Source organism: Lysobacter sp. A289 (assembly GCF_054072675.1).
Window position 1 is genome coordinate 100,489 of sequence record NZ_JBSVRN010000001.1, and the last position, 25,064, is coordinate 125,552.

The 25,064-nt window shown below is 66.6% G+C and carries 27 protein-coding genes; 4 read left to right on the top strand and 23 right to left on the bottom strand.

Annotation, left to right across the window (positions count from 1 at the left end; translation table 11 throughout):
• Positions 1 to 23 precede the first annotated feature (23 nt).
• The 23 genes from fliF to ACW5DN_RS00585 form a co-directional block, all read right to left on the bottom strand.
• A complete protein-coding gene (gene fliF / locus ACW5DN_RS00475; RefSeq protein WP_456960809.1) occupies positions 24 to 1,703 on the bottom strand; it encodes a flagellar basal-body MS-ring/collar protein FliF in 1,680 nt (559 codons plus the stop codon).
• 92 nt (positions 1,704 to 1,795) lie between these two features.
• Complete coding sequence (gene fliE, locus ACW5DN_RS00480) at positions 1,796 to 2,167, bottom strand: flagellar hook-basal body complex protein FliE (RefSeq protein ID WP_456960810.1); 372 nt, start codon at positions 2,165 to 2,167, stop codon at positions 1,796 to 1,798.
• Positions 2,168 to 2,425: 258 nt separating this feature from the next.
• Entirely contained in the window at positions 2,426 to 3,829 is a 1,404-nt protein-coding gene (locus tag ACW5DN_RS00485) for a sigma-54 dependent transcriptional regulator (protein ID WP_456960811.1), read from the bottom strand.
• A complete protein-coding gene (locus ACW5DN_RS00490) occupies positions 3,826 to 4,227 on the bottom strand; it encodes a response regulator (protein WP_456960812.1) in 402 nt (133 codons plus the stop codon). Before ACW5DN_RS00490 ends, ACW5DN_RS00485 begins: the two co-directional genes overlap by 4 nt.
• A gap of 16 nt (positions 4,228 to 4,243) precedes the next feature.
• On the bottom strand, positions 4,244 to 5,698 hold the full coding sequence (rpoN, locus tag ACW5DN_RS00495) for an RNA polymerase factor sigma-54 (protein ID WP_456962910.1): 1,455 nt from the start codon (positions 5,696 to 5,698) through the stop codon (positions 4,244 to 4,246).
• A 156-nt stretch (positions 5,699 to 5,854) separates the two neighbouring features.
• A complete protein-coding gene (locus ACW5DN_RS00500) occupies positions 5,855 to 6,484 on the bottom strand; it encodes a response regulator (RefSeq protein WP_456962911.1) in 630 nt (209 codons plus the stop codon).
• Between the two features lie 112 nt (positions 6,485 to 6,596).
• Complete coding sequence (locus ACW5DN_RS00505) at positions 6,597 to 7,169, bottom strand: PilZ domain-containing protein (protein WP_456960813.1); 573 nt, start codon at positions 7,167 to 7,169, stop codon at positions 6,597 to 6,599.
• A complete protein-coding gene (locus ACW5DN_RS00510; protein WP_456960814.1) occupies positions 7,166 to 7,450 on the bottom strand; it encodes a hypothetical protein in 285 nt (94 codons plus the stop codon). Before ACW5DN_RS00510 ends, ACW5DN_RS00505 begins: the two co-directional genes overlap by 4 nt.
• Positions 7,447 to 7,881: a flagellar export chaperone FliS gene (gene fliS / locus ACW5DN_RS00515; RefSeq protein ID WP_456960815.1), complete on the bottom strand. Its 435-nt coding sequence runs from the start codon at positions 7,879 to 7,881 to the stop codon at positions 7,447 to 7,449. Before fliS ends, ACW5DN_RS00510 begins: the two co-directional genes overlap by 4 nt.
• A gap of 23 nt (positions 7,882 to 7,904) precedes the next feature.
• Complete coding sequence (gene fliD / locus ACW5DN_RS00520; protein WP_456960816.1) at positions 7,905 to 9,248, bottom strand: flagellar filament capping protein FliD; 1,344 nt, start codon at positions 9,246 to 9,248, stop codon at positions 7,905 to 7,907.
• 268 nt (positions 9,249 to 9,516) lie between these two features.
• Complete coding sequence (locus ACW5DN_RS00525) at positions 9,517 to 10,680, bottom strand: flagellin (protein WP_456960817.1); 1,164 nt, start codon at positions 10,678 to 10,680, stop codon at positions 9,517 to 9,519.
• A gap of 132 nt (positions 10,681 to 10,812) precedes the next feature.
• Positions 10,813 to 12,009 (bottom strand): flagellar hook-associated protein FlgL, encoded by a 1,197-nt coding sequence (gene flgL / locus ACW5DN_RS00530; protein WP_456960818.1) that lies wholly within the window; start codon positions 12,007 to 12,009, stop codon positions 10,813 to 10,815.
• Between the two features lie 42 nt (positions 12,010 to 12,051).
• Positions 12,052 to 13,935, bottom strand: a complete 1,884-nt coding sequence (gene flgK, locus ACW5DN_RS00535; RefSeq protein WP_456960819.1) for a flagellar hook-associated protein FlgK — start codon at positions 13,933 to 13,935, stop codon at positions 12,052 to 12,054.
• A gap of 2 nt (positions 13,936 to 13,937) precedes the next feature.
• Complete coding sequence (gene flgJ, locus ACW5DN_RS00540) at positions 13,938 to 15,017, bottom strand: flagellar assembly peptidoglycan hydrolase FlgJ (protein ID WP_456960820.1); 1,080 nt, start codon at positions 15,015 to 15,017, stop codon at positions 13,938 to 13,940.
• Positions 15,018 to 15,027: 10 nt separating this feature from the next.
• Complete coding sequence (locus ACW5DN_RS00545; RefSeq protein ID WP_456960821.1) at positions 15,028 to 16,134, bottom strand: flagellar basal body P-ring protein FlgI; 1,107 nt, start codon at positions 16,132 to 16,134, stop codon at positions 15,028 to 15,030.
• A gap of 11 nt (positions 16,135 to 16,145) precedes the next feature.
• Positions 16,146 to 16,910 (bottom strand): flagellar basal body L-ring protein FlgH, encoded by a 765-nt coding sequence (locus ACW5DN_RS00550; protein WP_456960822.1) that lies wholly within the window; start codon positions 16,908 to 16,910, stop codon positions 16,146 to 16,148.
• A gap of 5 nt (positions 16,911 to 16,915) precedes the next feature.
• Entirely contained in the window at positions 16,916 to 17,701 is a 786-nt protein-coding gene (flgG, locus tag ACW5DN_RS00555; RefSeq protein WP_456960823.1) for a flagellar basal-body rod protein FlgG, read from the bottom strand.
• Positions 17,702 to 17,737: 36 nt separating this feature from the next.
• Positions 17,738 to 18,484, bottom strand: a complete 747-nt coding sequence (locus ACW5DN_RS00560; protein WP_456962912.1) for a flagellar basal body rod protein FlgF — start codon at positions 18,482 to 18,484, stop codon at positions 17,738 to 17,740.
• A 37-nt stretch (positions 18,485 to 18,521) separates the two neighbouring features.
• Positions 18,522 to 19,742, bottom strand: coding sequence for a flagellar hook protein FlgE (gene flgE / locus ACW5DN_RS00565; RefSeq protein WP_456960824.1), 1,221 nt, complete (start codon positions 19,740 to 19,742; stop codon positions 18,522 to 18,524).
• A 36-nt stretch (positions 19,743 to 19,778) separates the two neighbouring features.
• Positions 19,779 to 20,447 (bottom strand): flagellar hook assembly protein FlgD, encoded by a 669-nt coding sequence (locus tag ACW5DN_RS00570; RefSeq protein ID WP_456960825.1) that lies wholly within the window; start codon positions 20,445 to 20,447, stop codon positions 19,779 to 19,781.
• A gap of 25 nt (positions 20,448 to 20,472) precedes the next feature.
• Positions 20,473 to 20,880, bottom strand: coding sequence for a flagellar basal body rod protein FlgC (gene flgC, locus ACW5DN_RS00575; protein WP_456960826.1), 408 nt, complete (start codon positions 20,878 to 20,880; stop codon positions 20,473 to 20,475).
• An 11-nt stretch (positions 20,881 to 20,891) separates the two neighbouring features.
• Complete coding sequence (gene flgB / locus ACW5DN_RS00580) at positions 20,892 to 21,251, bottom strand: flagellar basal body rod protein FlgB (RefSeq protein ID WP_456960827.1); 360 nt, start codon at positions 21,249 to 21,251, stop codon at positions 20,892 to 20,894.
• Positions 21,252 to 21,320: 69 nt separating this feature from the next.
• The gene (locus ACW5DN_RS00585; RefSeq protein ID WP_456960828.1) at positions 21,321 to 22,292 is read right to left on the bottom strand and encodes a chemotaxis protein CheV; all 972 of its coding nucleotides are present in this window, start codon (positions 22,290 to 22,292) and stop codon (positions 21,321 to 21,323) included.
• Positions 22,293 to 22,368: 76 nt separating this feature from the next.
• Between ACW5DN_RS00585 and flgA the strand changes: the two genes are divergently transcribed.
• From flgA to ACW5DN_RS00605, 4 genes are all read left to right on the top strand, one after another.
• Positions 22,369 to 23,049, top strand: a complete 681-nt coding sequence (flgA, locus tag ACW5DN_RS00590; protein WP_456960829.1) for a flagellar basal body P-ring formation chaperone FlgA — start codon at positions 22,369 to 22,371, stop codon at positions 23,047 to 23,049.
• A gap of 76 nt (positions 23,050 to 23,125) precedes the next feature.
• On the top strand, positions 23,126 to 23,440 hold the full coding sequence (gene flgM / locus ACW5DN_RS00595) for a flagellar biosynthesis anti-sigma factor FlgM (RefSeq protein ID WP_456960830.1): 315 nt from the start codon (positions 23,126 to 23,128) through the stop codon (positions 23,438 to 23,440).
• An 11-nt stretch (positions 23,441 to 23,451) separates the two neighbouring features.
• Positions 23,452 to 23,793: a flagellar protein FlgN gene (locus ACW5DN_RS00600; protein ID WP_456962913.1), complete on the top strand. Its 342-nt coding sequence runs from the start codon at positions 23,452 to 23,454 to the stop codon at positions 23,791 to 23,793.
• Positions 23,790 to 25,064 carry an ATP-binding protein gene (locus tag ACW5DN_RS00605; RefSeq protein WP_456960831.1) on the top strand — a complete coding sequence of 425 codons (1,275 nt, stop codon included), beginning with the start codon at positions 23,790 to 23,792 and terminating at the stop codon, positions 25,062 to 25,064. Before ACW5DN_RS00600 ends, ACW5DN_RS00605 begins: the two co-directional genes overlap by 4 nt.

Below are 25,064 nucleotides of genomic sequence, written 5' to 3' on the forward strand. Positions count from 1 at the left end.
GTTCTTGTTTCATCGTTCTGGGCTCAGCCATCGGTTTCCACCCAGTTGCGGATCACGCTGGCGACGCGCTTGGGGTCGTTGCTGACCGCCGTGCGCGCCACCTGCAGTTTCTCGTCGAAGTTCATCGAGGCCTCCTGCGCGTCCCCGTCCAGGCGGGCGGCGGGCTTCTTGGTCGGCGCAGACAACGTGACCGGTACGTCCTCGTCATCGTCGAGCAATGTTGCGACCGCCGTGCGTGGCTTGACCGGACCCATCAGCTGGCGCATGGCGGGGCGCAACACGGTGAAGATCAGCATCAACACCGCCAGCCCGCCCAGCGCGATACGCAGCAGTTCCTTGACCCTGGGGTTCTGCCAGAACGGGAGCTCCGCGGGCTCGTCCAGTTGCCCATGGTTGAATGGCGCGTTGACCACGGTGACCATGTCATCGCGCTGGGCATCGAAGCCGATGGCCTGCTGGACCAGCGACTTGATGCGCTCCAGTTCGGCATCGGTCAGGGGGCGGGAGGTCTGCTTACCGTCCTTGTCGACCGCGGTGGGGAGGTTGTCCACCAATACTGCGGCGGTCACCCGGGTGATCCGGCCGGGTGCCTGCCGGGTGTGGGTCAGGGTGCGGTCGATCTCGTAGTTGCGTACCGCGGTACGGGTGCCGGTGAGCGTGTCGTCGGCGGGTTGGGCCGTGGCTGGTGCTGCGGCCGCGGGGTTGGCGGCGGCGTTGGCGGCCGCTTGAGCGGCAACCGGGGTGTTGCTGGTGCTGCCCGGTACGCCGCCCGGTGTTGCGTTTGCGCTGAGGTCGCCGGATTCGGAAACCTGCTCGCTGCGGACGATTGCCGCCTCGGGGCCATAGATTTCCCGCGCCTGCTCGCTCTGGGAGAAGTCCATCGCCACGCTTACCTGTGCGCTGACCCGCCCCGGGCCGGTCATCGGCGCCAGCAACTCCTGGATGCGCTGCACGTAAACCGCTTCCTGGCGGTGCTGCTGCTCGAAACGCTTGGCGCCGATGGCCGAGCTGCTGTCGGGATCGGCGTTGGACAGCATGCGACCAAACTGGTCGACCACGGTTACGCTCTCCGGTGGCAGGGTCGGGATGCTGCCCGACACCAGGTGCACAATCGCGTTGACCTGGCCGGCCTCAAGCACGCTGCCGCTGCGCAACTGCAGCACTACCGATGCGCTGGCCGCCTCCTTCTGGCGGGTAAACGCGCTGGGCTTGGGTATCGCCAGGTGGACGCGCGCCTCCAACACCGGGCGCAGGTTACCGATGGTGCGTGCCAGTTCGGTTTCCAGCGCATGCTGGTAGCGCGCGTTCTCCACGAACTGACTGGTGCCAAAGCCTTGGTCGCCCTGCAATGACTCGAAGCCACCGCCGGTCTTGGCCGGCAAGCCCGCCGAGGCCAACGCCAGCTTGGCCTGGCCACTCTGGTCGGTGGGCACCGCCAGCGAGCCGCTGGAAGCGTCGACACGGAACGGAATGTTCGCGCTACGTAACAAGTCGGACGCTTCGCTGGTGGACTTAGCGTCCAGCCCGGCGAACACCGGCACGTAGTCCGGGCGCTGGGTCCAGAAGAACAACCACAGGCCGATCGCGATGGCGGCGGCCACCAGCGCAAACGTGCCCATCTGGCGGACCACGGGGATGTCCTGCAGCGGGCCGAGCTCGCGCAGGTTGGTGATCGCAGTCTTGGGAAGGGAAGTGGCGCTCATTGTTGCGGTCTCGAATGTGCGGTACTACGTCGGCAATCGGGTTGGCATCACACAGGCATGTATCAAACAGGCATGCATTACACCGGCATGCTTTACACCGGCATGTTCATGACGTCCTGGTAAGCCTGGACCAGGCGGTTGCGCACTTCGGCGGTGGCCTTGAAGGCGACCGATGATTGCTGCATGGCGACCATCACCCGCGCCAGATCCGCGCGCGGGTCACCCATCTCGAATGCCTGTTGCAACTGCGCGGAATTGTTCTGCGCGTGGCTGACGCTATCCAGTGCGTGGTTGAGGGTTTCCGAGAACCCCGGCGCTTTCGTTTCGCCGACCCGGCCGGGCCCGTCGGCATGGAATCCGCCGGGCTGGATCGCGTTGCTGGCCGGCGCATCGCCCAAACGGCCGCCTGCCTGCGCCTGATGGGCACGGATCTGGGAAAGAATCGAGGAAATCGCATCGCTCATGGCCGGGCTTCAAGCGTCTTGGGTAGCTGCCCATGACGATGCAAGCCGTGTGCCAGAGCCGTGCCGGGATCCCGTCGCTGGACTCCTGCCTTTGCTCGTCATCCCCGCTTTCGCTCGTCATTCCCGCCTTCGCGGGAATGACGGTGGATGGTTGGGAATGACGGTGGCTGCTCGGGACGACGGCACTTGTCCAGAGATGACGGCAAATTGTCCCTAAACGCTCCTTAGCCAATCAAGCGCTCGTGCCCGTAAAAAGCCTCAGCGCTCGATGCCGTACTTGCGCAGCTTTTCCACCAGGGTGGTCCGGCGCAGGCCCAGCAGGGGGGCGGCGTGGGCTACCACGCCGTCGGCCTGTTCCAATGCGGCGCGGATCAGTTCCAGTTCGACGTCGGCGATGTGTGAGCGCAGGTCCATGCCTTCCGGCGGCAGGGTGGCGCGGGGTGACACGGTGGCGGCAGGGTGGGGGTCGAGCACCGACTCGCGCAGGGGCTCTTCGTCCGGCAGCTCCGGCATTGCCGCGCGGTAGCGTGCGGGCAGGTCGGTGGCGCGGACGGTGTCCACCGGGTGCAGCACCGCCAGTCGTTCCAGCAGGTTGCTCAACTCGCGCACGTTGCCCGGCCAGGCGTAATGGCGCAGGGCTTCAACGGCACCGTCACTCAGGGCGACCTGGCCACGGCCGGCCTCGCTCAGCTGGCGGGTAATCGCCGCGATCAGCTCGGGCAGGTCGTCGCTGCGCTCACGCAGCGGTGGCATCTCGATGGGAAATACATTGAGCCGGTAGAACAGGTCCTCGCGGAACTTGCCATCGGCGATGTGCAACTCCAGGTTGCGGTGCGTGGCGGCAATGACGCGCACGTCGCACTGGATGGTCTGGTTGCCGCCAACGCGCTCGAAGGTGCGCTCTTGCAGCACCCGCAGCAGCTTGACCTGCATCGGCATGCTCATGTCGCCGATTTCATCCAGCAGCAAGGTGCCGCCGTCGGCCATTTCAAAGCGCCCCTTGCGCTGGGTCAGCGCGCCGGTGAAGGCGCCTTTCTCATGGCCGAATAATTCGCTTTCCAGCAGGTCGGCGGGGATGGCGCCGCAGTTGATCGCCACGAAGGGCCGATCATGGCGCCGCGAGCGCGCGTGCACGGCGCGTGCGGCGACTTCCTTGCCGGTGCCCGACTCACCGAGGATCAGCACGGTGGTATCAAACGGCGCCACCTGGTTGATCATCCGCGACAGTCGCAATGCTGCTGCGCTTTTCCCGGTGGGACCGCCGGTAGTGGATCTGGGTTGCTCGTCCTCGTTGATGCGCTTCAGGCTGGCGCGACGGAGCGCTTCCTGCAGTTCGGTCCGGCGGATCGGGTAATGCAGCGGCCACACCGCCTCCGGATGCACGGCCGTGCGCCACCCGGCGTCGTCGGCATTGCCGGGCAGCACCATCAGCGGCGGATGCAAGGGCTGGCGGGCCAGCCAGTCCACCAGGCCCGGCCACGCCGGATCGCCCTCCACGTCGCCCACGACCACCGCGACCCAATCACTGTGCCGGGCCTTCTTGAGGTCGATGTCGCCGGGCTCGGCCAGCCTTGGGGTGAAGTCCATGAACTCCAACAACGTCGCGACCCGCTCGGCGCGCTCCATGTCGTTGTCCAGCACCAGGATGCGGGATTCACTCACGGTGCTACCTCAGTGGTGCCGGCGTCCGCGCCGCCGACCACCGCCTCCAGCAATGGCATGACGTCATGCAGGTAGGAAAGCTTGCTGACGAATGCATCCGCGCCGGCCCGCAGCGCGTGCTCGCGGTGCTCGGCATCGTCGAAATGGCTGGCGATCACCACATAGGGTGGCTTGTCCTGGGCTTTGATCAGGCGGGTTGCCTGCAGCCCGCCCATCTCCGGCATCGCCAGGTCCATCAACACCACGTCCGGCAGCAGTGCCTCGCATTGGGCAATGGCCTCGATGCCATTGGTCGCCGAGCCGACCACGTTCACCCAGTCGACCCGGCGCAGGTGGCGGATGGCGGCGTTGATGAAACCTTCGTGGTCGTCGACCAGCAACACGGTGAGGGTGCGCATGAGGGGTTACTCCAGTTCAGCTGGCGGTGGCGGTAGGCGCCGGGCGTTGACGCGAGCGTGCGGGGCCGATGCAAAGTTGGCCGCGGTACTTCGCCACGGTGCGGCGCGCAATGCAAACCCCCTGGCGCTCCAGCAGGCCGGCAATGGTGTCATCGGCCAGCGGTGCGTGCGGGGGCTCGGCATCAATCAGGCGCCGCACCATCGCCTTGACCGCGGTTCCCGATACGCTCGCACCTTCCAGCCGGACGGCGAACAGGCGCTTGAGCTCCAGGGTGCCGCGCGGGGTCTGGACATACTTGCCGGTGGTGATGCGCGAGACGGTGGACTCGTGCATCCCGATCTCGTCGGCAACCTCGCGCAGGGTCAGTGGCACGATCGCCTCCTCGCCGCGTTCCAGGAAGCCACGTTGGCGCTCGATGAGCACCTGGGTGGTGCGCAGCAGGGTGTCGTTGCGCATCGCCACGCCGCGCACCAGCCAGCGCGCCTCGTCGAGCAGGCCACGCAGCACGCTCTGGTCACCCGGTGCGCCGTCCAGGGCACGCGCGCAATGGGCGGCGACACGGATGCGCGGGGTGGCTCGGCCGTTCAGGGCGACCCGCCACCGCCCGCCCAGGAAACGCGCCACCACGTCGGGGGTGATGTAGGGCGTTGCGGCGTCGGCGGGTTCCTCGACCGGGCACGGACTCAGGCTGAGGATCAATCCGGTGGCACGGTTGATGGCGTCCGGGGTGGCATCCAATGCGGCGGCCAGTGCGGGGTGATCGTGTGCGGCCAGCAGGTCGATGTGGCGGGCGAGGATGCGGTCGGCCAAGGCGTAAGTGGCGAGCTCGCGCGCGACGGGCTCGCCCGGATGTGTCCCAGCTCGTTCGGCCTGTTGGCGTTGCCGGGCCAGTTGCGCACGCAGGCACTCGGCTGCATCGACCGCCGCCATCCCCGGCCACGGGCCGTTGAGCAGCCGCAAACGCAAGGTTTTCATTGCCTGCCGGGTAATCGACAGCTCACTGGCGCCGGCGGCTACCAGACCGGCCAGCGGGTGTTCCAGGTAACCGCGGTCATCGCACTGGTCCAGCCACCACTGGGCAACACGCAGGTCGTCGATATTCCAATCCAGGGCCAGCTCCTGCAGCAGGCGGACCCGGGGGTCGCTGGAGCTGCCGGCCGCGATCCGCGCGGTGGCGTCGTCGTCGCCAGACGCACTGCCAGACGCTGCCGAGGTGTAGATCGGCTCGGGCAGCTCGTCCCAGGCACCAGCGTCCAGCGTCGCATCGTCGCCGTCAGCCTCCTGGACGTTGGCGTCGGTTTCACCAATCTCGTCGGCGTCATCGTGCTCCAGCATTGGGTTGAGCTCCAAGGCCTGCAGCAGCTCCATTTCCAACTGTGGGGCAGATAGCTGCAGCAGCCGGATCGACTGCAACAGTTGCGGCGTGAGGTTGACGGTTTGCGTCAACTGCCCGTGGACGGTTTGTTTCACAGATCCCCCTGTCGTGATGCCGTACTCGCGGTACGGATCCTGCATGGCTGATCTTGCCTCGTCGGTGACAGATAACGAATCGGGGCAAACCCGAGCCAAGTAGGGATTATCCGGAATTCATGTAAGGGTTTTCCGGACCTGGTGCCGGCTTTGCAGCTACAAACCGCCCGCGTGTAATCCCAGGGCGATGCGCAGCAACTCGGTGGCGTTGGGACAGCCCAGGGTTTCCATCATCCGCGCACGGTGGGTTTCAACGGTCTTGACGCTGATGTTCAGGTCGCCGGCGATCTGCTTGCTGCTGCGGCCGGCACCCAGCGCGGCCAGGATCTCGCGCTGGCGCGGGGGCAACGCATCCACCCCCGTCACCGCTCTGGAGCGTCCGCCGCGCAGTTGGGGCGCAGAGACCTGCGGGCTCAGGTAAGTGCGCCCGGCGGCCGCGGCGCGCAGGGCGATGTCCAGTTCGGCGGGTGCGGCCTCCTTGACGACGAAACCGGACGCCCCTCGCGCCAGCGCCTCGCGGACATGGGAGGCATCGTCGTGCATCGACATGATGACCACCGCGGTGTCGGGACAGACCTGGCGCAGCTCATCCAAGGCCTGGAACCCATTGCGGCCGGGCATTGACAGGTCAAGCAGCACCACGTCGGGGAGGGTTCTGCGTGCTTGTATCACCACCTCGTCAGCGCTGGCGGCTTCGGCGACCACCTCCATCGCATCGAAGGATTCCAGCAACCGGCGCAAGCCGGCCCGGACCAGGGTGTGGTCATCGCAAATCAGTACGCGCAGCAAGTGAACCTCTCGCGGGACGTGCTCCAACGGGACGTGGAGACGTGTTCACTTTAGCCCAACTGTCCCGTTTCCATTGCCGCTTGCGGGGAAGGTCCGTGCGGCAAGGGGTTCAGCGGGGCCTGCGCGATTCGGCGATCGCTCGACGGTGGACCCGGAACAAGTGCCGTTCCAGGGCCGAGGCGAGCGTTGCCGGCAATGCCTGGAAGCGCAGCCATAGCTGACGGCCCGTGCCATCAGCGACGCTGGCCAATACGGTCGCGGGCAGCTCCAGCGCCTGTGGCAACCAGTCGCAAGGTAGCACCCGGAATACGCCCACGGTGCCGGGCGCCACGTCGGCGGCGGAGTTCCCCACGGCCAGGCACACACCCAGTGCCGACCAGCGGACAGACTGCGGGTGGTCCTGGGTATCGCGATTGCCCACCAACGTGGCAACCAGCGCCGTCAGCAGGTCGAGCTTGGCTTCAATGCGCTGCATTCCCAGCTCCTGGGTGCCGCGCTCGTCCGGGTCGTCGGTGCGACTGTCCTCCACCAAGGCGATCGCGCGTAGCAGCGCCTCGGCGCGGGCGCATGCGACGCGCTGGGCGCTCTCGTCCAGCGCCCCGGGCACGAACGCGACCGGACGAACCTCCTGGCAGGTAAGCGAGTCACCGAAAACCGCGGCGCGGGCCTCGTCGGCATTCATGGCAGGCTCTGGGCCCGGTAGGCCTGTGCGCTGCGACGGTTGCCTTGCAGCCGCTGCAACGCCTCCATCGTGTCGCTGCGTGCGCCTTGCAGTTGTTCCAGCAACGAGCGCTGTGTCGATAGCAGTGCCTGCCATCCGTCCTGGTCGTCTGCGCTGGCCGGGGATTTTCCCAATGCGGCGCGCACGTCCAGCTCGTGTTGGGTGATCAAGGCGATTGCGTCGTCGAGCCGTCCGCTGTCCAGCGCGAGACGGATGGCGTCGCTGGGCAGCACCGGCGTCATGGCCCCAGCCTTGCTTGATCAGGCGACGGGCCCGCGGCGCCCGGTTGCCCCGGTGCGATGGCGGACCACGCGGTCTCGATCTCGCCCAACAAGTCTTCGATCTCGATCAGCGGCGCGCTGTCGTTGCCGATGTTCGCGTCCAGCAGCCGGCGTTGGGCGTAGTCATACAACTGTTGCAGGCCATCGGCGATCTCGCCGCCGGCTTTCATGTCCAGTGCACCATTCAGCCCGCCGATGATCGCGCTTGCCTCGCTGATTGCCTTGGCCTTGCGCGGCAGGTCGCCGCGCTCCAGGCAGGCAATGGCGAGGCGGGCGCGGGCGCGGGCGCCGGCCAGCATCAACGCGACCAACTGGTGCGGACTGGCCTCCAGCACGGCGCTGTTGACGTTGGTCTGACGGTACTGGTTGGCGTAACTGCGGGCGCTATGCATGGCGGGCTCGGGGTCCAGGAAAGTTAGTTGCCGGCAGGGCTTGGCAGGTTCTGCAACTGCTGGGTGAGGAAGGAGCTGGTGCTTTGCAACTTCGAGATCATCACGTCCAGCGCGGTGAACTGGCGCAGGTACCGGGCTTCCACGCCTTCGATCCGGCGGTCGAAGTTTTCCCGGTCGGTCGCCAGCGATTCCAGGCGTGAGTTGAGGGCATCGGTGCGGCCCTTGATCAAGCCGTCGTCGCCGACCCAGGACTTCAACGAACCGGCCATGGTTTTCTGCAACCCGCCGTCGCCACCAAACAGGCGTGACACCGCTTCGGGGTCGGCGGCCACGGCGGCGTCGAACTTGGCACCGTCCATGCTCAACGAGCCGTCCACTTCGGTCTTGAAGCCGAGCGCGGCCAACTGGGAGTAGTTGGCGCTGATGGTATTACGCAGGCTGGAGGTGATCGAGCGCGGCGCGGAATCCCCGCTTAGCGGTGCGCCGCTGCTGGCTTCCCCGCCGGCCGCGCTTTGTGTGCCCAATGCGGACAGGGCCGTGTTGTAGGCACTGATAAAGCCAAGCAACTTGGCTTTCAACGGGCTGGCATCGGCGCTCAGGTCCAGCGAGAACGTCTCCCCCGGCTGGGCCTTGGTCAGATCCAGGGTGATGCCGTCGATCGCGCCGTCGAGCCGGTTGCTGCTGCTGGTGTGGGTGAGCCCGTCGATGACCACGCGTGCATCGTTGCCCGGGTCGGTGACCGTCATGCTGCCACTGGTGGTGTCCAGCGCCGCCAGACCGCCGTCACCACCGGTGGCAGTGACTTGCAAACGGCCTTCGGTGCCGGTCTCGGTGGAGGCCAGCACCAACACGTCGCCGGCATCGCTGTGAATCAGCGTTGCGGTGACACCCTTGCCGCCGGTCTGGGCGTTGATGGCGTCGCGGATATCGGCCAGCGAGCCCTTGCCCTCCTCAATGGTGACCTCGATGGGTTCACCGTCGCCCATGGTGATCGACAGGTTGCCGTGGCCCAGTTGGGTGTCCTTGGCCAGGGCGGCGGACTGCAATTTATGGGTGGTGGCCAGGCTTTCCACGGCGATCTGGTAACTGCCAAGGGCGGCCTTTTCGGTGGCGGTGGCGGTAAAGCCGGCATCGCTGCCAACGGTGACCTTGCGGCCCAGTGAGGCACCAATGCCGTCCAGTTTCGCCAGCGTGTCCTGGAGCCCGGACAAGCCGCTGCTGACCTTGCCGAAGGCGGAGATCTGCGCCTTGGTGGTGCTCTCGATCCGGTCGAAGCGGCGGTCGCCCGGCGCGCGCTCGGCCGCTACCAGCTGGGGTACCAGATCGGTGAGGCCGGATGCAAACCCTGGGCTGGAAATGGAAGCCACACGTGTCTCCTTTGAGTGATGGCTGATGGGCCCGGGTAACCGACCCCGACAACAGATCCCGACAGCAGGCCCGTCAACCAAGCAAGAACCGTTCCGATGGATTGGCGGCGGCTTACGCCCGCCGGTCCTGCTCTCAAGGTATCGGCCAGCGCCGGCAAACCTTTAGCAATACCGTGAGCCACATCACTTTCCCCGTCCCGAAAATCAGCGCACAAAAAAACCGGTCAGGGCAAAGCCACTGACCGGTCGGGTTCCCAGGGGAGGGAGATTAACGCAGCAGGCTGAGCACGTTCTGCGGCACCTGGTTGGCCTGGGCCAGCATCGCGGTACCGGCCTGGGCCAGGATCTGGGTGCGGCTCAGGTTGGCGGTTTCCTTGGCGTAGTCGGCGTCCACGATCCGGCTGCGGGCTGCGGACAGGTTCTCCGAGCTGGTCTGCAGGTTGGTCACCACCGAGGTGAAGCGGTTCTGGATCGCACCCAGGTCGGCGCGTGAGGAGTTGACAGTATTGAGTGCGGCGTCCATGGCCAGGATCATGCGGTCGGCATTGTCAGCGGTCAGGACGGTTTCGTTCTCGAAGCCGGCGATTCCGGTGGCACCGGAGACAGTGGTTGCCGTGCCTGCGGTGGTGCCTGCGGTAACGCCGCTGACGTTGGTCAGGTTGGCGAGGACCAGGTTCTGGTCGGTCGAGGTGATCTCGCCAGTGGCACCCATCGTGACGTTGCCGAGCTCAGTGGGGTTGGCTGTCTTGGCTGCAGTGAATGCGGCAACCAGCGCTGTGGTAGCAGCGGCAGCGTCGGCTGCGCCGTCGGCGGTGGAGATCGTGACACCGTTGATGTCCATCGACACGCCGATGGCGGGTGCGGTTGCGGTAGCGGCCGCGGTGGTCTGGGCATACGTCGTGGTGTCCGGAGCGTCCCAGTTGCCCAAGGTCGCAATGTTGGCATCGGCCATGCCGCTGACGGTAATGGTCTGGCCCTGGTTGGCGCCGATCTGGAACACGGCATCGCCAAAGCTGCCATCAAGCAACTTCTTGCCGTTGAAATCGGTATGTTCGGCGACGCGCTGGATCTCGGACTTCAGCTGGCTGACCTCGGCGTTCAGTGCAGCGCGATCGGAGTCGGAGTTGGTGGCGTTGCGCGACTGCACGGCCAGCTCACGGATGCGCTGCAGGTTGTTGCCGATCTCGCCCAGCGCGCCTTCGGCGGTCTGCGCCAGCGAGATGCCGTCGTTGGCGTTGCGGGCGGCCTGGTCCATGCCGCGGATCTGGGTGGTGAAGCGCTCGGAGATGGCCAGGCCGGCGGCGTCGTCCTTGGCGCTGTTGATGCGCAGGCCCGAGGACAGTCGCTGGATGGTGGTGCCCAGGTCGGCGCTGTTGGCAGCGAGGTTGCGCTGGGCGTTGAGCGACATGACGTTGGTATTGATGACAGACATGGTGTGGTTCTCCTGGAAGGGATGCCGGTGGTTGGACCGGTAGCTCGCAGGGGCGTCGCTGTAATCAGGACTTGTCCGCTGCTGAGAAAGGTAACGGCACCGGTTATGGAAGCTTTAGCAAAAACTTGCCAATCAACCCAGTTTGTTGAACAGCGACAGGCCCTGGATCCGCAGGGTCACCGTCTGTGCGGCCTCCAGTGCGGTGAGCTGCATTGCAAATTCGGAGGCGGCTTCGGCGTAGTTGACATCGCGCAAGCCGGACAAGGTGGCCTCCAGCGACAACTTGGTGGCACTGCGGCTTTCCTCGGCCGCATCCAGTGCCGACAAGCGGTTACCGGTACTGGCGCGCGCGGCAATCATGTGTTCCTGGGCGCGGCTCAGGTCGCCCAGCCCGGCAGTGAGCGCGTTGGTCCGGCGGGCGGTGTCGGCCGCGGAGTCGCCCGGCGCGTCGAGTGCATCGGCCAGTGACTGCAGCGTGCCGAAGATGTCGTTCTGCGGGGCGCGCCCGACACCGAAGCTGTCGCCCGCGGCAGGTGCACCATTGATCTTCAACTGCACGCCACCGGCATTGATGGTCTCGCCTTGCTCCCACGTGCCGGTGGCGATTTCGGTGCCGCCGGCATCGAGTACCCGGTATTGATCGGTGGCAGTGAACTCCACGGTGATGTCGCCGCCGATCCAGGCGCCGTGGTCGGTGACACTGGCCGATTGCAACACCCCGCTACCGGTGTTGGCCGCGTCCGCACTGCCGCGCACGATGCCGTCGCCGGTGGGCACCCGCATGAACAGGTCACTGCCGGGGTCGGCATCGCGCAAGCCAAGGCCGGGGGCAACGTCAAGGTCGTTCTGGCCGTCGTTGCCGGCATAGGTGACGGTGCCGCCGTTGTCGGTAAACGGCACCACGCCGTCGCGGGTGCCGGCAAACAGGGCGCGGCCGGAGCCGTCGGTGGTGTTGCCGATGGAGATCATCTCCGCGCGCAGGTGACGTAGCTCGATGGCGATGGTCTTGCGGTCGTCGGCCGACAACGTCGGGGTGTTGGCTTGTACGATCAGGTCGCGGGCACGGCCCAGGCGGTCATTGGCGCTGGTGAGTGCGTGCTCTTGCAGGTTCAGGCGGCGGTCGAGGTGGCCGGCGCTGGTCTTGTAGCTCTCCAGCGCAGCCAACGCATGGTCCAGGCCTTGCGCGGTGGCGGCCGCGGCAGGCGCCTCGCCGGCACGCGAATAGAGCACCCCGGTGGTCATCTGCTCGTGGGTGCGGACCATTTCGGACTGCCGCTGCAGCATGCTCTGCAGCCCTTGCGCGTACATCCCGGCGGTGGAAATTCTCATGGGAGTGGTCTCATCGGTGCGGGTCGGTCAGCGCGGCGGCGATCAGCGGCGGACGGCGCTGAGCAGGGACTGGAACAGGGTGTCGGCGGTGGCGATGATCTGCGCGGCGGCCTGGTAGGCCTGCTGGTAGCGAAGCAGGTTGGTGGCCTCCTCGTCCAGGTTGACGCCGGAAAGCGATTCGCGCTCGGCCGTGACCTGGCCGTGGATCGCCGCTTGCGCCTCCAGGTTGAGCTCGGCGTGGCGTGCATCGCCGCCGACCTTGCCGGTCAACTGCGCCAGCCCGGCGGTAAGATCCAGGGTTCCGCCATTGAGGATGTCTTGCTCATCCATCCCGGCCAGTTGGCGTGCGTTGCTGTTGTCGGACGAGCGTGGCGGGGTGGGCGACAGGCTGAACTGGTCGCCCGCGGCGGGCGTGCCATCCAGCTCCAGCGACCAGCCGTCGCCGCTGATCGGGGTGCCGGGGCTGTATGGGAACGGCCCCGCGCCATCGATGGTGTACTGGCCGGCATCGATGAATTCGATGCTGGCACCGGCGAAGCCTGCGAAGGCGGTGGTATCGGTGATTTTGCTGGAACCGGTCTTGGCGGTTCCCAGGTTGCCGCTGTCGGCGCTGACTTCCAGTGGCGCAGCGGCGGCGATGGAATTGGGGTCGGTCAGCGCCATTTTCAGCCCGCCGGCAACCCCTGCGGTGGGGCGCAGGGAGAACCGGTCGCCATTGGCGGGGGTACCGGCGAGGACCAGCTCGATGCCGTCCATCCGCAGCGGGTCGGCGGCGGTGCCACTGCCGGTGATCGCGACCGGCTCGCCGGTGTCGCTGCGGGTCGCGGCCCAGCTGCCGGCGTCGAAACGCAGCACCAGGTCGTTGCCCTTCAGCGCGCCCAGGTCGCCAATGCTGGCGCTGAGCACGGCATCGCCGGCATTGCCGGCATGGCGGTCGATGCGCGGCGCCGGCAGGGTAAAGAAGTCACTGCCAGGATTGCCGTGGTAGTCCACGCCGGCGCGCTGGGTGGCGTTGAAACTTTCGGCGAACGCGGTCGCCAGCCGGCCCAGTTCGGCGCGCGCGGGGTCGAGCACGCGGCTGCGGAACTCCAGCAGGCCGCCGACTTCACCCGACACGGTGGTCGACGAGAGCGGGATCGAGCCGCCGCCGGCGGTTTCCAGTGACAGTTGCACCCGGTCGGCGCGGTAAGGGTCGGCAACGGTTCCCAGGCTCATGGCGCGGCTGCCCAGCACCATTGGCTGGCCGCCGGTGGTGAAGACGTTGACCGAGCCGTCGTCCTGGGCGACGGTCTCCGCGCCCACCAGGTTGGCCAGCTGGTCGATCCGGAGCGCGCGCTGGTCGAGCATGTCGGGCACGACATTGCTGCCGGCGGCGGCGATATCACGATTGAGGATCGCGATTTCGCCGGCCAGCTGATTGGCGGTGGCGACTTGGGCCTTGATGCGTTGGTCGACCTGGCCTTCCTGGGTCGCCATCTGGGCGTCCAGGTTGCCCCAGCGCGTGGCGAGCTGGTTGCCAGCGGCGAGCAGTGCGTTGCGTGCCGTACCCGAGGTGGGTTCGGCGGTCACGCCCTCGGCGGCGGCAAAGAAGGCCGACCATGGGGCCGCCAGACTGCTGGCCGAATCCGAGACCAGCATGTCCAGCCGGGTCGACATCGACGACAGCTGGCCGAGCCGGCCGATCTCGGCGCTGCTGTCGATCTGGCGGCCGAATACCAGGCCATCGGCCAATCGCTGCAGCCCGGCGACGTCCACCCCGGCACCGATGTAGCCGGCCGTGGTGCTTTGCCCGGGGCGTGCTTCCAGGTCCACACGCTGGCGGCTATAGCCCGGCGTGGACGCGTTGGCGACGTTGTGGCCAACGGTGTTCAGTGCACGCTGGAACGCGAGCAGGGCCGAGCTTCCGGTGGATAGCAGTCCGCTCATGGTCAGCCTCGGGGTGTGGTGTCGGGTAGGGAGGCGAAGGTGCGGCCGTGGGTGTCATCCAGGGCTTCCAGCGCGCGCCGGAGGGTCGGTCCGTTGGCAATCGCGGAGATCTTGGCGGCGTAGGCCGGATCGGTGGCGTAGCCGGCCTTTTGCAATGCGTTGGCAAAGCGGGAGGTGTCTTCGCCGGCGGCAAGTGCGCCGGCATAGCGGTCGTTATGCATCAGCCGTCGGTAATCGGCGAAGCTTTCGTGCACCGATCCGTAGGCGCGGAACTGGGCGCGGGTCTCGACGCGGCGGCCATTGACGAACTCATGGGTGCCTGAGTCGACGCGCTTGCCGTCCCAGTGGCCGCTGGCCTTGATGCCAAACAGATTGTGCGAACCATCGCCGCCAACCAGACGCCGGCCCCAGCCGGTTTCCAGCGCGGCCTGGGCGACCAGCGCCTTGGCCGACACTCCCAGCTCGCGCGCGGTTTCCACCGCGTGTGGCCAGATCGACTGTACGAAGGCTTCCGGGCTGCTGCAGTCAAGCTGGGCGTTGGGATCGCAAGGGCCGTCGACATGGCCGGGGGCGCCGACCCCGTTCGATATGGCCGCTGGCTCCGGCGCAGGCGGCGGCGACAACGGCGCCAACGCCGGCAACGAAATGCCGCCATGGCTGGGCGCCAGCGACAAGCCGGTCATTATCGTTGCTCCCGGCAGCGGCATTGGCAGCGGCAGGTTCTTCATCAACGCCATCGGCGCGTGGGTGGCGGGACGGGCGCTGGACAAGGGGCCAATGGTCATTGGCATCGCCTCGCTCGCGGCCGGGGTCATGGGCAGGCTGCGCGACAGTTGGCGCTCGATCATCGGTGCCAGGCCCAGGCCGCGGCCCTTGCTCATTTCCTTGGCCAGTTGCTGGTCGTACATGTCGCGGTACATGGTGTTGTCGCCCAGCATCGAGTCACCAAAGCTGGTGCTGCGCATCGACTTGAGCATCATCTGGGCAAACTGCGACTCCAGCTCGCGTGCAGCGGTTTGCAACCGTTCGCGCGAGGCGTCGGCAGGTTGCAGTGGCAGGGCGGTGGCGGAAGGCAGGTGCATGGCGTGGCCGCTAGATCACCTCGAGCTCGGCGCGCAATGCACCCACCCGCTTGAGGGCTTCCAGGATGGCGACGATGTCGCCCGGGGCGGCGCCTACCGCGTTCACTGCACGCACGATGGCCTGCAGTGAGCTGCCACCTTCAAACAGGAACATGCGGTTACCGCTCTCGCTGATCTCGATCGAGGACTCGGGCATCACGGCGGTGACGCCATCGCTGAACGGGCCAGGTTGACTGATCTGCGCGCTTTCCACGATCGACACGGTCAGTGAGCCGTGCGAGACCGCTGCCGGCAGCACGGTGACATGGCCACCCATGACCACGGTGCCGGTGCGGGCATTGACGATCACCTTGGCCGCCGCCGCGCCGGGGCTGACGTCCAGTGCTTCGAGCTGGGCCAGGAAGCCGATGCGGTTATCGGACGGCGGCGTGATCTCGATGGTGACGCCGTCCACCGCGTGGGCGCGACCGGGACCGAATGCCTGGTTGATCGCAGCGACCAGGCGCGAGGCGGTGGTGAAGTCGAATTCGTGCAGATTGAGGGTGATGTTGCCAGTGGGCGCCGCACCGCCGGGGACGGCACGCTCGACAATGGCGCCGTTGGGAATGCTTCCGCCATTGGGTGCGTTGACCGAGATCCGCGACCCGTCACGGCCGGAGGCGCCAAAGCCGCTGACCACCACGTTGCCCTGGGCAATCGCATAGACCTGCCCGTCGGCGCCCTTCAGTGGCGCCATCAGCAGGCTGCCGCCGCGCAGTGAACCCGCGTTGCCGATCGAGGACACGCTGACGTCGATCGATTGGCCGGGCTTGGCATAGGGCGGCAGCTCGGCATGGATCGCGACAGCCGCGACGTTTTTCAGCTGCGGGTTGACGCCATCGGGCAGGGTGACGCCCAGCTGCTCCAGCATCGTCTTCAGGCTTTGCACGGTGAACTGGGTCTGGCTGGTGCGGTCACCGCTGCCATCCAGGCCCACGACCAGGCCGTAGCCGATCAGCGCGTTGCCGCGCACGCCGGCCACCTGGGCGAGATCCTTGACCCGCTCGGCGCAGGCCGGGCCGGCGGCAAACAAGGCCAGCAGGACAAAGGTGGCGATGGACTTGATGGTTGGACGCATGCTGGTGGTCCTCAATACGGGAAGGCGGCGGAGTTGAAGAACCGGCCAAGCCAGCCCATCGCATTGGAACGCGCCAGCGTGCCGCGACCGCCATAGACGATCTGGGCATTGCCGACGCGGTCGGAAGTGATGCGGTTGTCAGGCCCGATATCGGCCGTGCGCACGATTCCTTGAACCTGGACCAGCTCATCGCCCTGGTTCAGGCGCATCTGTTTCTGGCCACTGACCAGCAGGTTGCCGTTACCCAGTTCGCGGACCACGGTCACGGTGACTTCACCGTCCAAGCGGTTGCTCTGGGTGGAGTCACCGGCGCCATTGAAGTCACGCCCGGCCTCGACTTCGGCCTGCAGGATCGACTGCCCGTTGTAGGTCACCGGCACCCCGGCAAGCACCGGTGCGCCCAGGCTGAAGCCCGAGTCCTTGGTCACGGCGGTCTTCGCGCGCGAGGTGGACGAGGTGCGTTCGATCAGCACGATGGTCAACAGGTCGCCTACATTGCGCGCCTTGTTGTCCTGGAACAGTCGCAGGCCGCTGTTGTTGGTACCGGCATAGATGGAGCCGGTGCTGGCTTGGCCCGTGGGTGCGACTGGCGATGCGCCGGTGGGCGTGGCGTAGGGCGCCATGGCGGCGGCGTCGAGGCTGGCAACCGGGACCATTGGCGCGAACGGACGCACATCGCCTACCAGGCTGGCACAACCGGACAACGCGAGCATCGCGGTGCACGCCAGCGCCCAGCCGCGAACGCGAGAGCCGGATGCCCGAGTGAAGTCGGTCATGACAGTCACAGGTTCTGGTTGAGGAAGCCGAGCATCTGGTCGACGGTCGAGATGGCCTTGGCGTTGGTCTCGTAGGCGCGCTGGGTCTCGATCATCGACACCAGTTCCTCGACCGTGTTGACGTTGCTGCCTTCCAGCGCTCCCTGCTGCAGCAAGCCCGCGCCGTTCTCGCCCGGGGCGCCGACCTGGGCTGGGCCGCTGGCGCCGGTTTCCACGTACAGGTTGCCGCCCTTGGCCTGCAGCCCGGCGGGGTTGATGAAGTCGGCGACCGACAACGCGCCGATCTGGACCCCTTCGGCCTGGCCGGCGAGCTGGACGGTGACCGTGCCGTCGCCGGCAATGGTCACGGCCTGCGCGCCTTCGGGGAGCTGCAAGCCGGGCTGCACCGGGTAGCCGGCGTTGGTCACCAGCTCGCCTTGAGAGTTGATCTGGAAGCTGCCGTCGCGGGTGTAGGCCGGGTTGCCATCGGGCATCAGCACCTCGAAGAACCCGCGACCGTTGATGGCCACGTCCAAGGCATTGCCGGTCTGGGCCAGGTTGCCCTGGGTGAACTGCTTGGCGGTGGCGGCAACCCGCACGCCGGTGCCGGTGGACAGGCCACTGGGCAGCTGGGTCTGCTCGGACGATGCACCGCCGGGCTGACGCACGGTCTGGTAGAGCAGGTCTTCGAAGCTGGCGCGGTCGCGCTTGAAGCCGGTGGTATTGGTATTGGCGAGGTTGTTGGAGATCACCGCCATGCGCGTCTGCTGCGCGTCGAGGCCGGTCTTGGCGATCCAAAGTGCCTGGGTCATGGGGAATACTCCGAAGAATTCTGGTGGGTCGGTGGATCAGCGCGAGGACAACAACGAGTTGCTCGCCTGTGCGTTCTCGTCAACGCTCTGCAAGACCCGTACCTGCATCTCGAACTGGCGTGACAGCTGGATCATCGAGACCAGCATCGCGGTGGGGTCGACGTTGCTCTGCTCCAGTGCACCGGCAGTCAGTACCTCACCGGCGGCCGGAGCCAGCGGCGCGGCGCCGGCGGGCAGGCGCATCAGCCCATCCTCACCACGTTCCAGCTGATCGGTACGTGCGGCGGCCACTTGCAACCGGCCGGCTTCGGCGACGGTGTTCGCTGGCTGGCCGAGCGGGACGATCGAGATGGTGCCGTCGCTGCCGATGTGCAGCGACTCGTGGGGCGGAATCGCCACCGGCGCGCCCCGCTGGTCAAGCACCGTCAACCCGGTCGCGGTGGTAAGCAGCCCGTTGCGGCTCAGCTTGAGGTCGCCGGCACGGGTATAGGCGACATCGCCATTGGGTGCCTGCACGGCCAGCCAACGGTCCTGGTCCAGCGCGACATCCAGCACGTTGCCGGTGATGTTGATCGCCCCCGGTGCGGCGCTGACACCCAGGGTGCTGAATGCCGCCGCGACACGCGAGCCATGGCCGTCGCCACCCACCGGGCTGGCCACGGTGCCAGCCAGGGTGGCCTGGAAACCGATGGTGTCGGTGTTGGCGAGGTTGTGCGAGACCGACGCTTGTGCCCGCAAGGTGGCGCTTGCTCCGGTCATCGCCACATAGGCGGCCTTGTCGATCATCGTGTTTGCCTCGCTGGTGGCAGACGGCCGTGCATCAGCGGATGTTGATCACGGTCTGGGTGATCTGGTCCTGGGTGGAAATCATCTGCGCGTTGGCCTGGAAGTTGCGCTGGGCAGTGATCATGTTGACCAGCTGCGCGGTCAGGTCGACGTTGGAGGCTTCCAGTGCGCCGCCCTGGACCAGGCCGAGCTCGGAGGATCCGGCGCTGCCAAGACGTGCGTCGCCGGACTCGGCGGTCTCGGCCCATCCGTTGTTGCCCAGCGATTGCAGGCCCTGTGGGTTGGCGAAGTTGGTCAGGGCGACCTGGCCCAGGGGGGTGGACACGCCATTGGTGTAACGGGCGTTGACCACGCCTTCGGCGGAGACCTCGATGCCGGTCAGGCGGCCGGTGGCGTACCCGTCCTGGGCCAGCGAAGAGACGCCGAACTTGCTGCCGTACTGGGTGGAGCCGCCAAGATCCAGGGTGAGCGCCATCGGCGCGGCGCCATTTCCGGGGTCGAAAGCGGGCATCGGGAAGGTGCCGGGACTGGGCGACTGCAAGGCGCCGGTGTCGGAGTATTGCAAGGTGGTCGGCGCGCCGGTGGTGGTGCCATCGATCGAGGTGTAGACCTCCCACTGGTTGGCGTTGGCAGTTTTTACGAAGTGCAACGACTGGGTGTGGGCGGCGCCCAGCGAGTCGTAGACCGTCAGCGAAGTGGTGTGGTTGTAGGTGGTCGGGTCGTTGGCATCAAAGGGGGTGATCGCGGGCACCTTGGCGTCGGCCGGCAGGTTGGTGCCGATATCGACCTTGCCGGTGGCCTGGGGAGGTGCGTCGCCCACGGCCAGCTGCAGATCGCCCATGCGGCCGGTATCAAAGCCGGTGCCGCTGGCATTGGGCAGGAATACCTGCAGGCGGTTGCCACTGGGGTCGACCACGTAGCCTTCACTGTCGGCCCCGAAGTTGCCGGCGCGCGAGTACACGGTGGCGCCGTTGTCGGACAGGGTGAAGAAGCCCTCGCCGCTGATCGCCAGGTCCAGCGCCTTGCCGCTGAACTCGATGTTGCCCTGGTCGAATTGTTGCGCGACCTGGGCCAGCTTCACCCCGGATCCGATCGCGTTGCGTGACAAGCCGTAGCCCGAGACCGGGAATACGTCGGCAAACTCCGCGCGGGACTGCTTGAAGCCGCTGGTGTTGGCGTTGGCGATGTTGTTGGAGGTGACGTTGAGGTCGGACGTGGCCGCGTTCATGCCACTGAGCGAGATGCGAAAACTCATGCTGTGTGCTCCTGGAAAATCGGGGTTGGGCGGCGGTCAGCCGATGCGACGGATCGACGACAGTGGATGACTGCCGAGGCCGGAAAGATTGAGCACGAGCCCGGTCGGCTCGATGGATACGCTGTCCACGTGCGCGGCCAGGCGCAGGTCCAGCGCCTCCGCTTCCTTGCCCCCGCCACTGCTGGCGCGGATGGAGTAGGTGCCGGCGGCAATCGGGTCGCCGCTGTCATTGCGGCCGTCCCATTCCCACGCCACGTTGCCGGCCGCGCCGGCCTCGACGGTGGTCTTGCGCACGATCGCGCCGGCGCTGTCGACGATCTCGATCTGGACCGTGCCGGGAGCCATGGCAACCACCTCGCCACGTGCGCCAGCACCTGCCGCAAGCTCGACCGTGTCGGCTTCCACCAGCGCTTCGCGGCCGACCAGACTGGCTGCGCGTAGCGTCTGGTCGGACTCCATCACGCTGGCCATCGAGCCCATGGCGCTCTGCATGTCCTCGATGCCCTGCACGGTGGAGAACTGCGCCAGCTGGCCAAGGAACTGGTTGTTGTCCAGCGGCTTGAGCGGGTCCTGGTTCTTCAGTTGCTCGGTCATCAGGCGCAGGAAATCGGCCTGTCCCAATGTCGTGTCGCGGGCGGTCTGTTGGTTGCCCAGCCCGAGGGCACCGTAGGGATTGTCGTTGTTGGTCGCGGGGATGCTGGTCATGGGGTCATCTCGTCGGTCGGGTGGGCTACTTGCCCATGTTCAAGGTCGCCATGGCCAGTTCCTTGGCGGTATTGAAAACCTCCACGTTGGCCTGGTAGCTGCGCGAGGCGGAAATCATGTCGACCATCTGTGCGACCGGGTCGATATCGGGTGCATAGACATAGCCGTCCGCGTCGGCCAGCGGATGGCCGGGTTCGTAGCGACGCAACGGGGCGGCGTCGGACTGGGTCACGTCGTCGACCTGCACCCCGGCAAGCCCCGGTTGGCCGGCCACCGGGGTGGCGGAGAACACCGGGTGCAAGGGGCGGTAGACCGCATCCGGGTTGCCGGCTACCGAGTCCGCATTGGCCAGGTTGCTGGCCACGGTGCTCAGCCGCACCGATTGGGCGTTCATCGCCGAGCCGGCGACGTCGAAGATCGGAAGGTTGCTCATCCTGGTTCCCCTTATTGCCCGGTGATCGCGGTCAACATCCCGCGTACCTTCGACTCCACGAACGACATCGAGGCCCGGTACTCCAGCGAGGCCTGGGCGAAGTTCGCCTTGGCGCGCTCGGCGTCCACGGTGTTGCCGTCCATGCTGGGCTGGGAGGAGGTGGGGGCGTAACGCGCGGCCTGGGCGGCGTTGCCAATCGGGTCGCCAAAGCCGGCGCTCGGTTGCAGCGCGGCGCGCAAGGCGCTGCCGAAGTCCATGTCCTGGGCCTGGAAGCCCGGGGTGTCGGCGTTGGCGATGTTGGATGCGAGCAGTTGCAGGCGTTGCTCGCGCAAGGCCAGTGCGGTGCCATGGATACCAAGGAAATCGGACATTGCGCCCTCCGGGGTGCGGATTCCCCCCGGATCAAGCAAGCGGCGTGCCACAGCCGCTGCAGCTGGGCGTCAGCAGGCCTTCTGGAGTGCGTTCATCCGGGCGGCAATGCGTTGCGCCAGCTCATGCTCGGAGTACTTGGGGACGAAGTCGTCCGCTCCCACGCGCTCCACCATGGCGTGGTTGAACACGCCCGACAGCGAGGTGTGCAGCAGTACATACAGCCCCCGCAGCATCGGGTCGCGTCGGATTTCCGTCGTCAGCGTGTAACCGTCCATTGCCGGCATCTCGATATCGGAGATCACCATGGCGTAGCGGTGCTGGGGCGGCAGGCCGCTTTCGGCGAGTTGCTGAAGGTGCTCCAGGGCCTGGCGACCATCCGAGAGAAGGGTCGAAGGCAGCCCAAGCTGCTCCAGCACCGCGCGGATCTGGTTGCGGGCCACGCGCGAGTCGTCCACAACCAGCACTTCCTGCGGTGACCCTGCAGTGGGCTGCAATGCGACGATGCCGTTGGCGTCGCTGGCCCGGGGCGACGACTCGGCCAACACGCTCTCCACATCGATCAGCTGGATCAGCTCGCCATGGTGGCGGGTCACGCCGGTCAGGTAATTGCCTTCTCCGCCCAGGTCGGGTGGCGGCTGGATATCCTCGACGGCGACGTTGACGATCCGATCCACGCCGGCCACCAGGAAGCCCTGCACGCTCCGGTTGAACTCGGTGACCACCAGGTAGGCCGGCGGCGGCGCGCCGCCGGTGTCATAGCCGATCGCCCGAGCCAGATCGAGCACCGGAACGGTGCGGCCGCGGATATCGGCCGCGCCGTTGAACGCTGCCGGCAGTTGCGGCAGGGTGAACAACGGCGGACGGGGGATGACCTCCTGGACCTTGAATACGTTGACGCCAAAAAGCTGACGCTGGCCCAGCCGGAACAACAGCAATGCCAGTCGGTTGTGACCGGCCAGGCGGGTACGTTGGTCGATTCGGTCAAGCAGTTGGTGGCTCATGGGTAGGTTGTCGGCTTTGCCCGGCAGTTCTTGAGTCATCGCCCGCCACCTGGCGAGATCGCCCGCGGCACGCAAATTGCTTGTGCCATGGCTGACCTCCTGCGTGAGATGCATCTTGCTTCCGTCCCGTTCTCGACCCTGGTGGCGTTGCCTGTCGCTATTGGCACTGCTGGCTGCTGCGTTTGCGCTGCCGGCCGGCGCTCAGGCAACCCGACCGGCCGACATCCGCGAGGCCGCGTTGGCGGCACTGGGCGTTGCCGGGACCGGCTCGGAAGCCATGGTCGATCCGGCATTACAACTGGCAACCTGTACTACGCCACTGAAGGCCCTGCCAACGGGGCCGCATACGGTCCAGGTCCGCTGCGACGATGCGCCCGGCTGGCGCCTTTACGTGCCGGTGCGGGTTCGCCGGGAGGCCGATGTCGTGGTGCTGGCCAAGGCCGTTCCTGCCGGGCAGTTGGTTACCGCCGCCGACGTGGTGGTGCGTCGGCGGGACATGGCCCGCGCTGGCGGCAAGGGCTTTCGTGAACCGGGGGAGGTCATCGGTCTGACCGCGGTCCAGGGGCTGGTGCCGGGTGCGGCATTGACCGATGCTGACCTGGCCGATGGCCCGCTACTCAAGCGTGGTGATCCGGTCATGCTGGTCTCGCGCATCGGCGGGGTGGAAGTCCGGATGGCCGGTCGTGCGCTGGGCCGCGCAGAGCCGGGGGCCACGGTCGCGGTTGAGAACCTGGCGTCGCGGCGCATCATCCGTGGCCGCCTGGTCGGCGATGGCGTGGTTGAAGTGACGCGCTGAAATTGTTGACGCCATTGGCTAAAGTTCCTTCCGGGCCGGTCGTTACCGGGGTCGACGAGCAATCAGGAGTTAAGTGATGTCCAACCAGATCAATGGCGCCCCGCCGCCCGCCGCCCGCGCTGCCGAGTTGGCAGCCCCCAGTCAGGCCCGCGTCCGTGCCGGTGGAGACCGTTCCGAACCAGTGGCGGCGACACCGGCGACGGACCGCATGCTTTTAACCGGTGAGGCGGCGGGCCTGCAGGTCCTGGAGCGCTCCCTGGCCGCGCCGGCAGGCATCGACGTGGCCCGTGTGAACGAGGTTCGCGCGGCGCTGGCGGATGGCAGCTATCAGGTCGATCCGCAACAGGTCGCGTCGCGCATGCTGGCGTTCGAGGACGCATTGCTGAAATGACCATCACGGCGATGCAGCCATCGGTAACGGCGTCGCTGGACGCGTTGGAGCAGGCGCTGCAAGCCGAGCGCCAGGCATTGTTGACACATGACGTCGATGCGTTGCTCGGATCGACCCAGGCCAAGCTGGTTGCGTTGAGGGAAGTGGAGAAGCGTCCATTGAGTGACGACTTCTCCGGGCGCGTGATTGCCCTCAGTGAATTGAACCGTGCCAACAACGTGTTGCTCACGCGTCGTCGCCGCGAAGTGACCTGGGCGCTACGGCACCTTGGCCGCATGGAATCGGCGGGCGTGTACGATACCGATGGACAAGCCAGCGCACGTCCACAGGTGCGCGCTCTCGGAGTGGGATGAACGACGCGACCAGCACAGACGAACGTCCCCCATGGAGTGAGGATCTGTTGACGCTGGTCTCGTTGACGGACACCGCGATCATCCTGTTCAACCCGGCTGGTCAAGCGGAGCGGTCCAATGCCGCCGCCGATGTGTTGGGACAGCGATTGCTGGCCAGCACGACAAACGCCGGCAGCAATGCGATGTCGGTTCTGCCCGGGCACATTCCCGAGGACGCCTGGGACATCGCCTGTCGCGACGGCCGGTGGAGTGGTGAGGTGGTGATCGAGGTGCCAGCGATGGTGCTGGAGATCCGGCTGTTCGCCGAACCCGGCGGTCGGGGCCAGCGGTTTGCGACCTTCTGGGACGTCACCGTCCGCTCGGCACGCGAAGCAGAATTGCAACAACGCCACGATGAACTGGAAAGCACCTATCGACGGCTGGCCGGGACCCAGGAACAGCTGCTGCAGTCCGAGAAGATGGCGTCGATCGGCCAGCTCGCCGCAGGCGTCGCCCACGAGATCAACAATCCGGTGGGCTACATCCACTCCAACCTGGGGACCTTGCAAGAGTATGTCGGCGCGTTGCTCGCGTTGCTGGAGGCTTACGACACGGCGTTGGATGACAGCGCCCCCGGAGCCAGTCGGAAGCAGTTGCAGGCGATGCGAGAGCGTCTGGATATCGACTTCATCATCGGCGACGTCCCGAAGCTGCTGGAGGAGTCCCGCGAAGGGATCGAACGGGTGACCAAGATCGTCCAGGACCTGAAGGATTTTTCCCGGGTGGGTCCCGATGAACCGATGCAGGCCGCCAACATCGAGAAGGGCCTGGAATCCACGCTCAACATCGTCTGGAACGACCTCAAGTACAAGGTGCGGATCGAGAAGTACTACAGTCCGCTGCCACCGGTGGAATGCCATGTCTCGGAGATCAACCAGGTATTGATGAACCTGCTGATCAATGCCGGCCAGGCCATCCATGAGCGCGGCGTGATCGTGATGGCCACCGGCGCGGACGATGGCGAGGTGTGGGTCAGCATCAGCGATAGTGGCTGTGGCATACCCGATGAAGTACTGCAGCGGGTCTTTGACCCGTTCTACACCACCAAGCCGATTGGGCGCGGTACCGGCCTGGGCCTGGCGGTCTGCTACTCCATCGTGGCCAAGCACCACGGCCGCATCGAGGTATCCAGCCGGTTGGGTGTGGGCAGCACGTTCCGGGTGGTGTTGCCGATTACGCAGCCGACCGGGTCGGCGACACTGCCGGGGGCTGTGAGTTCCACGCCACAGTAA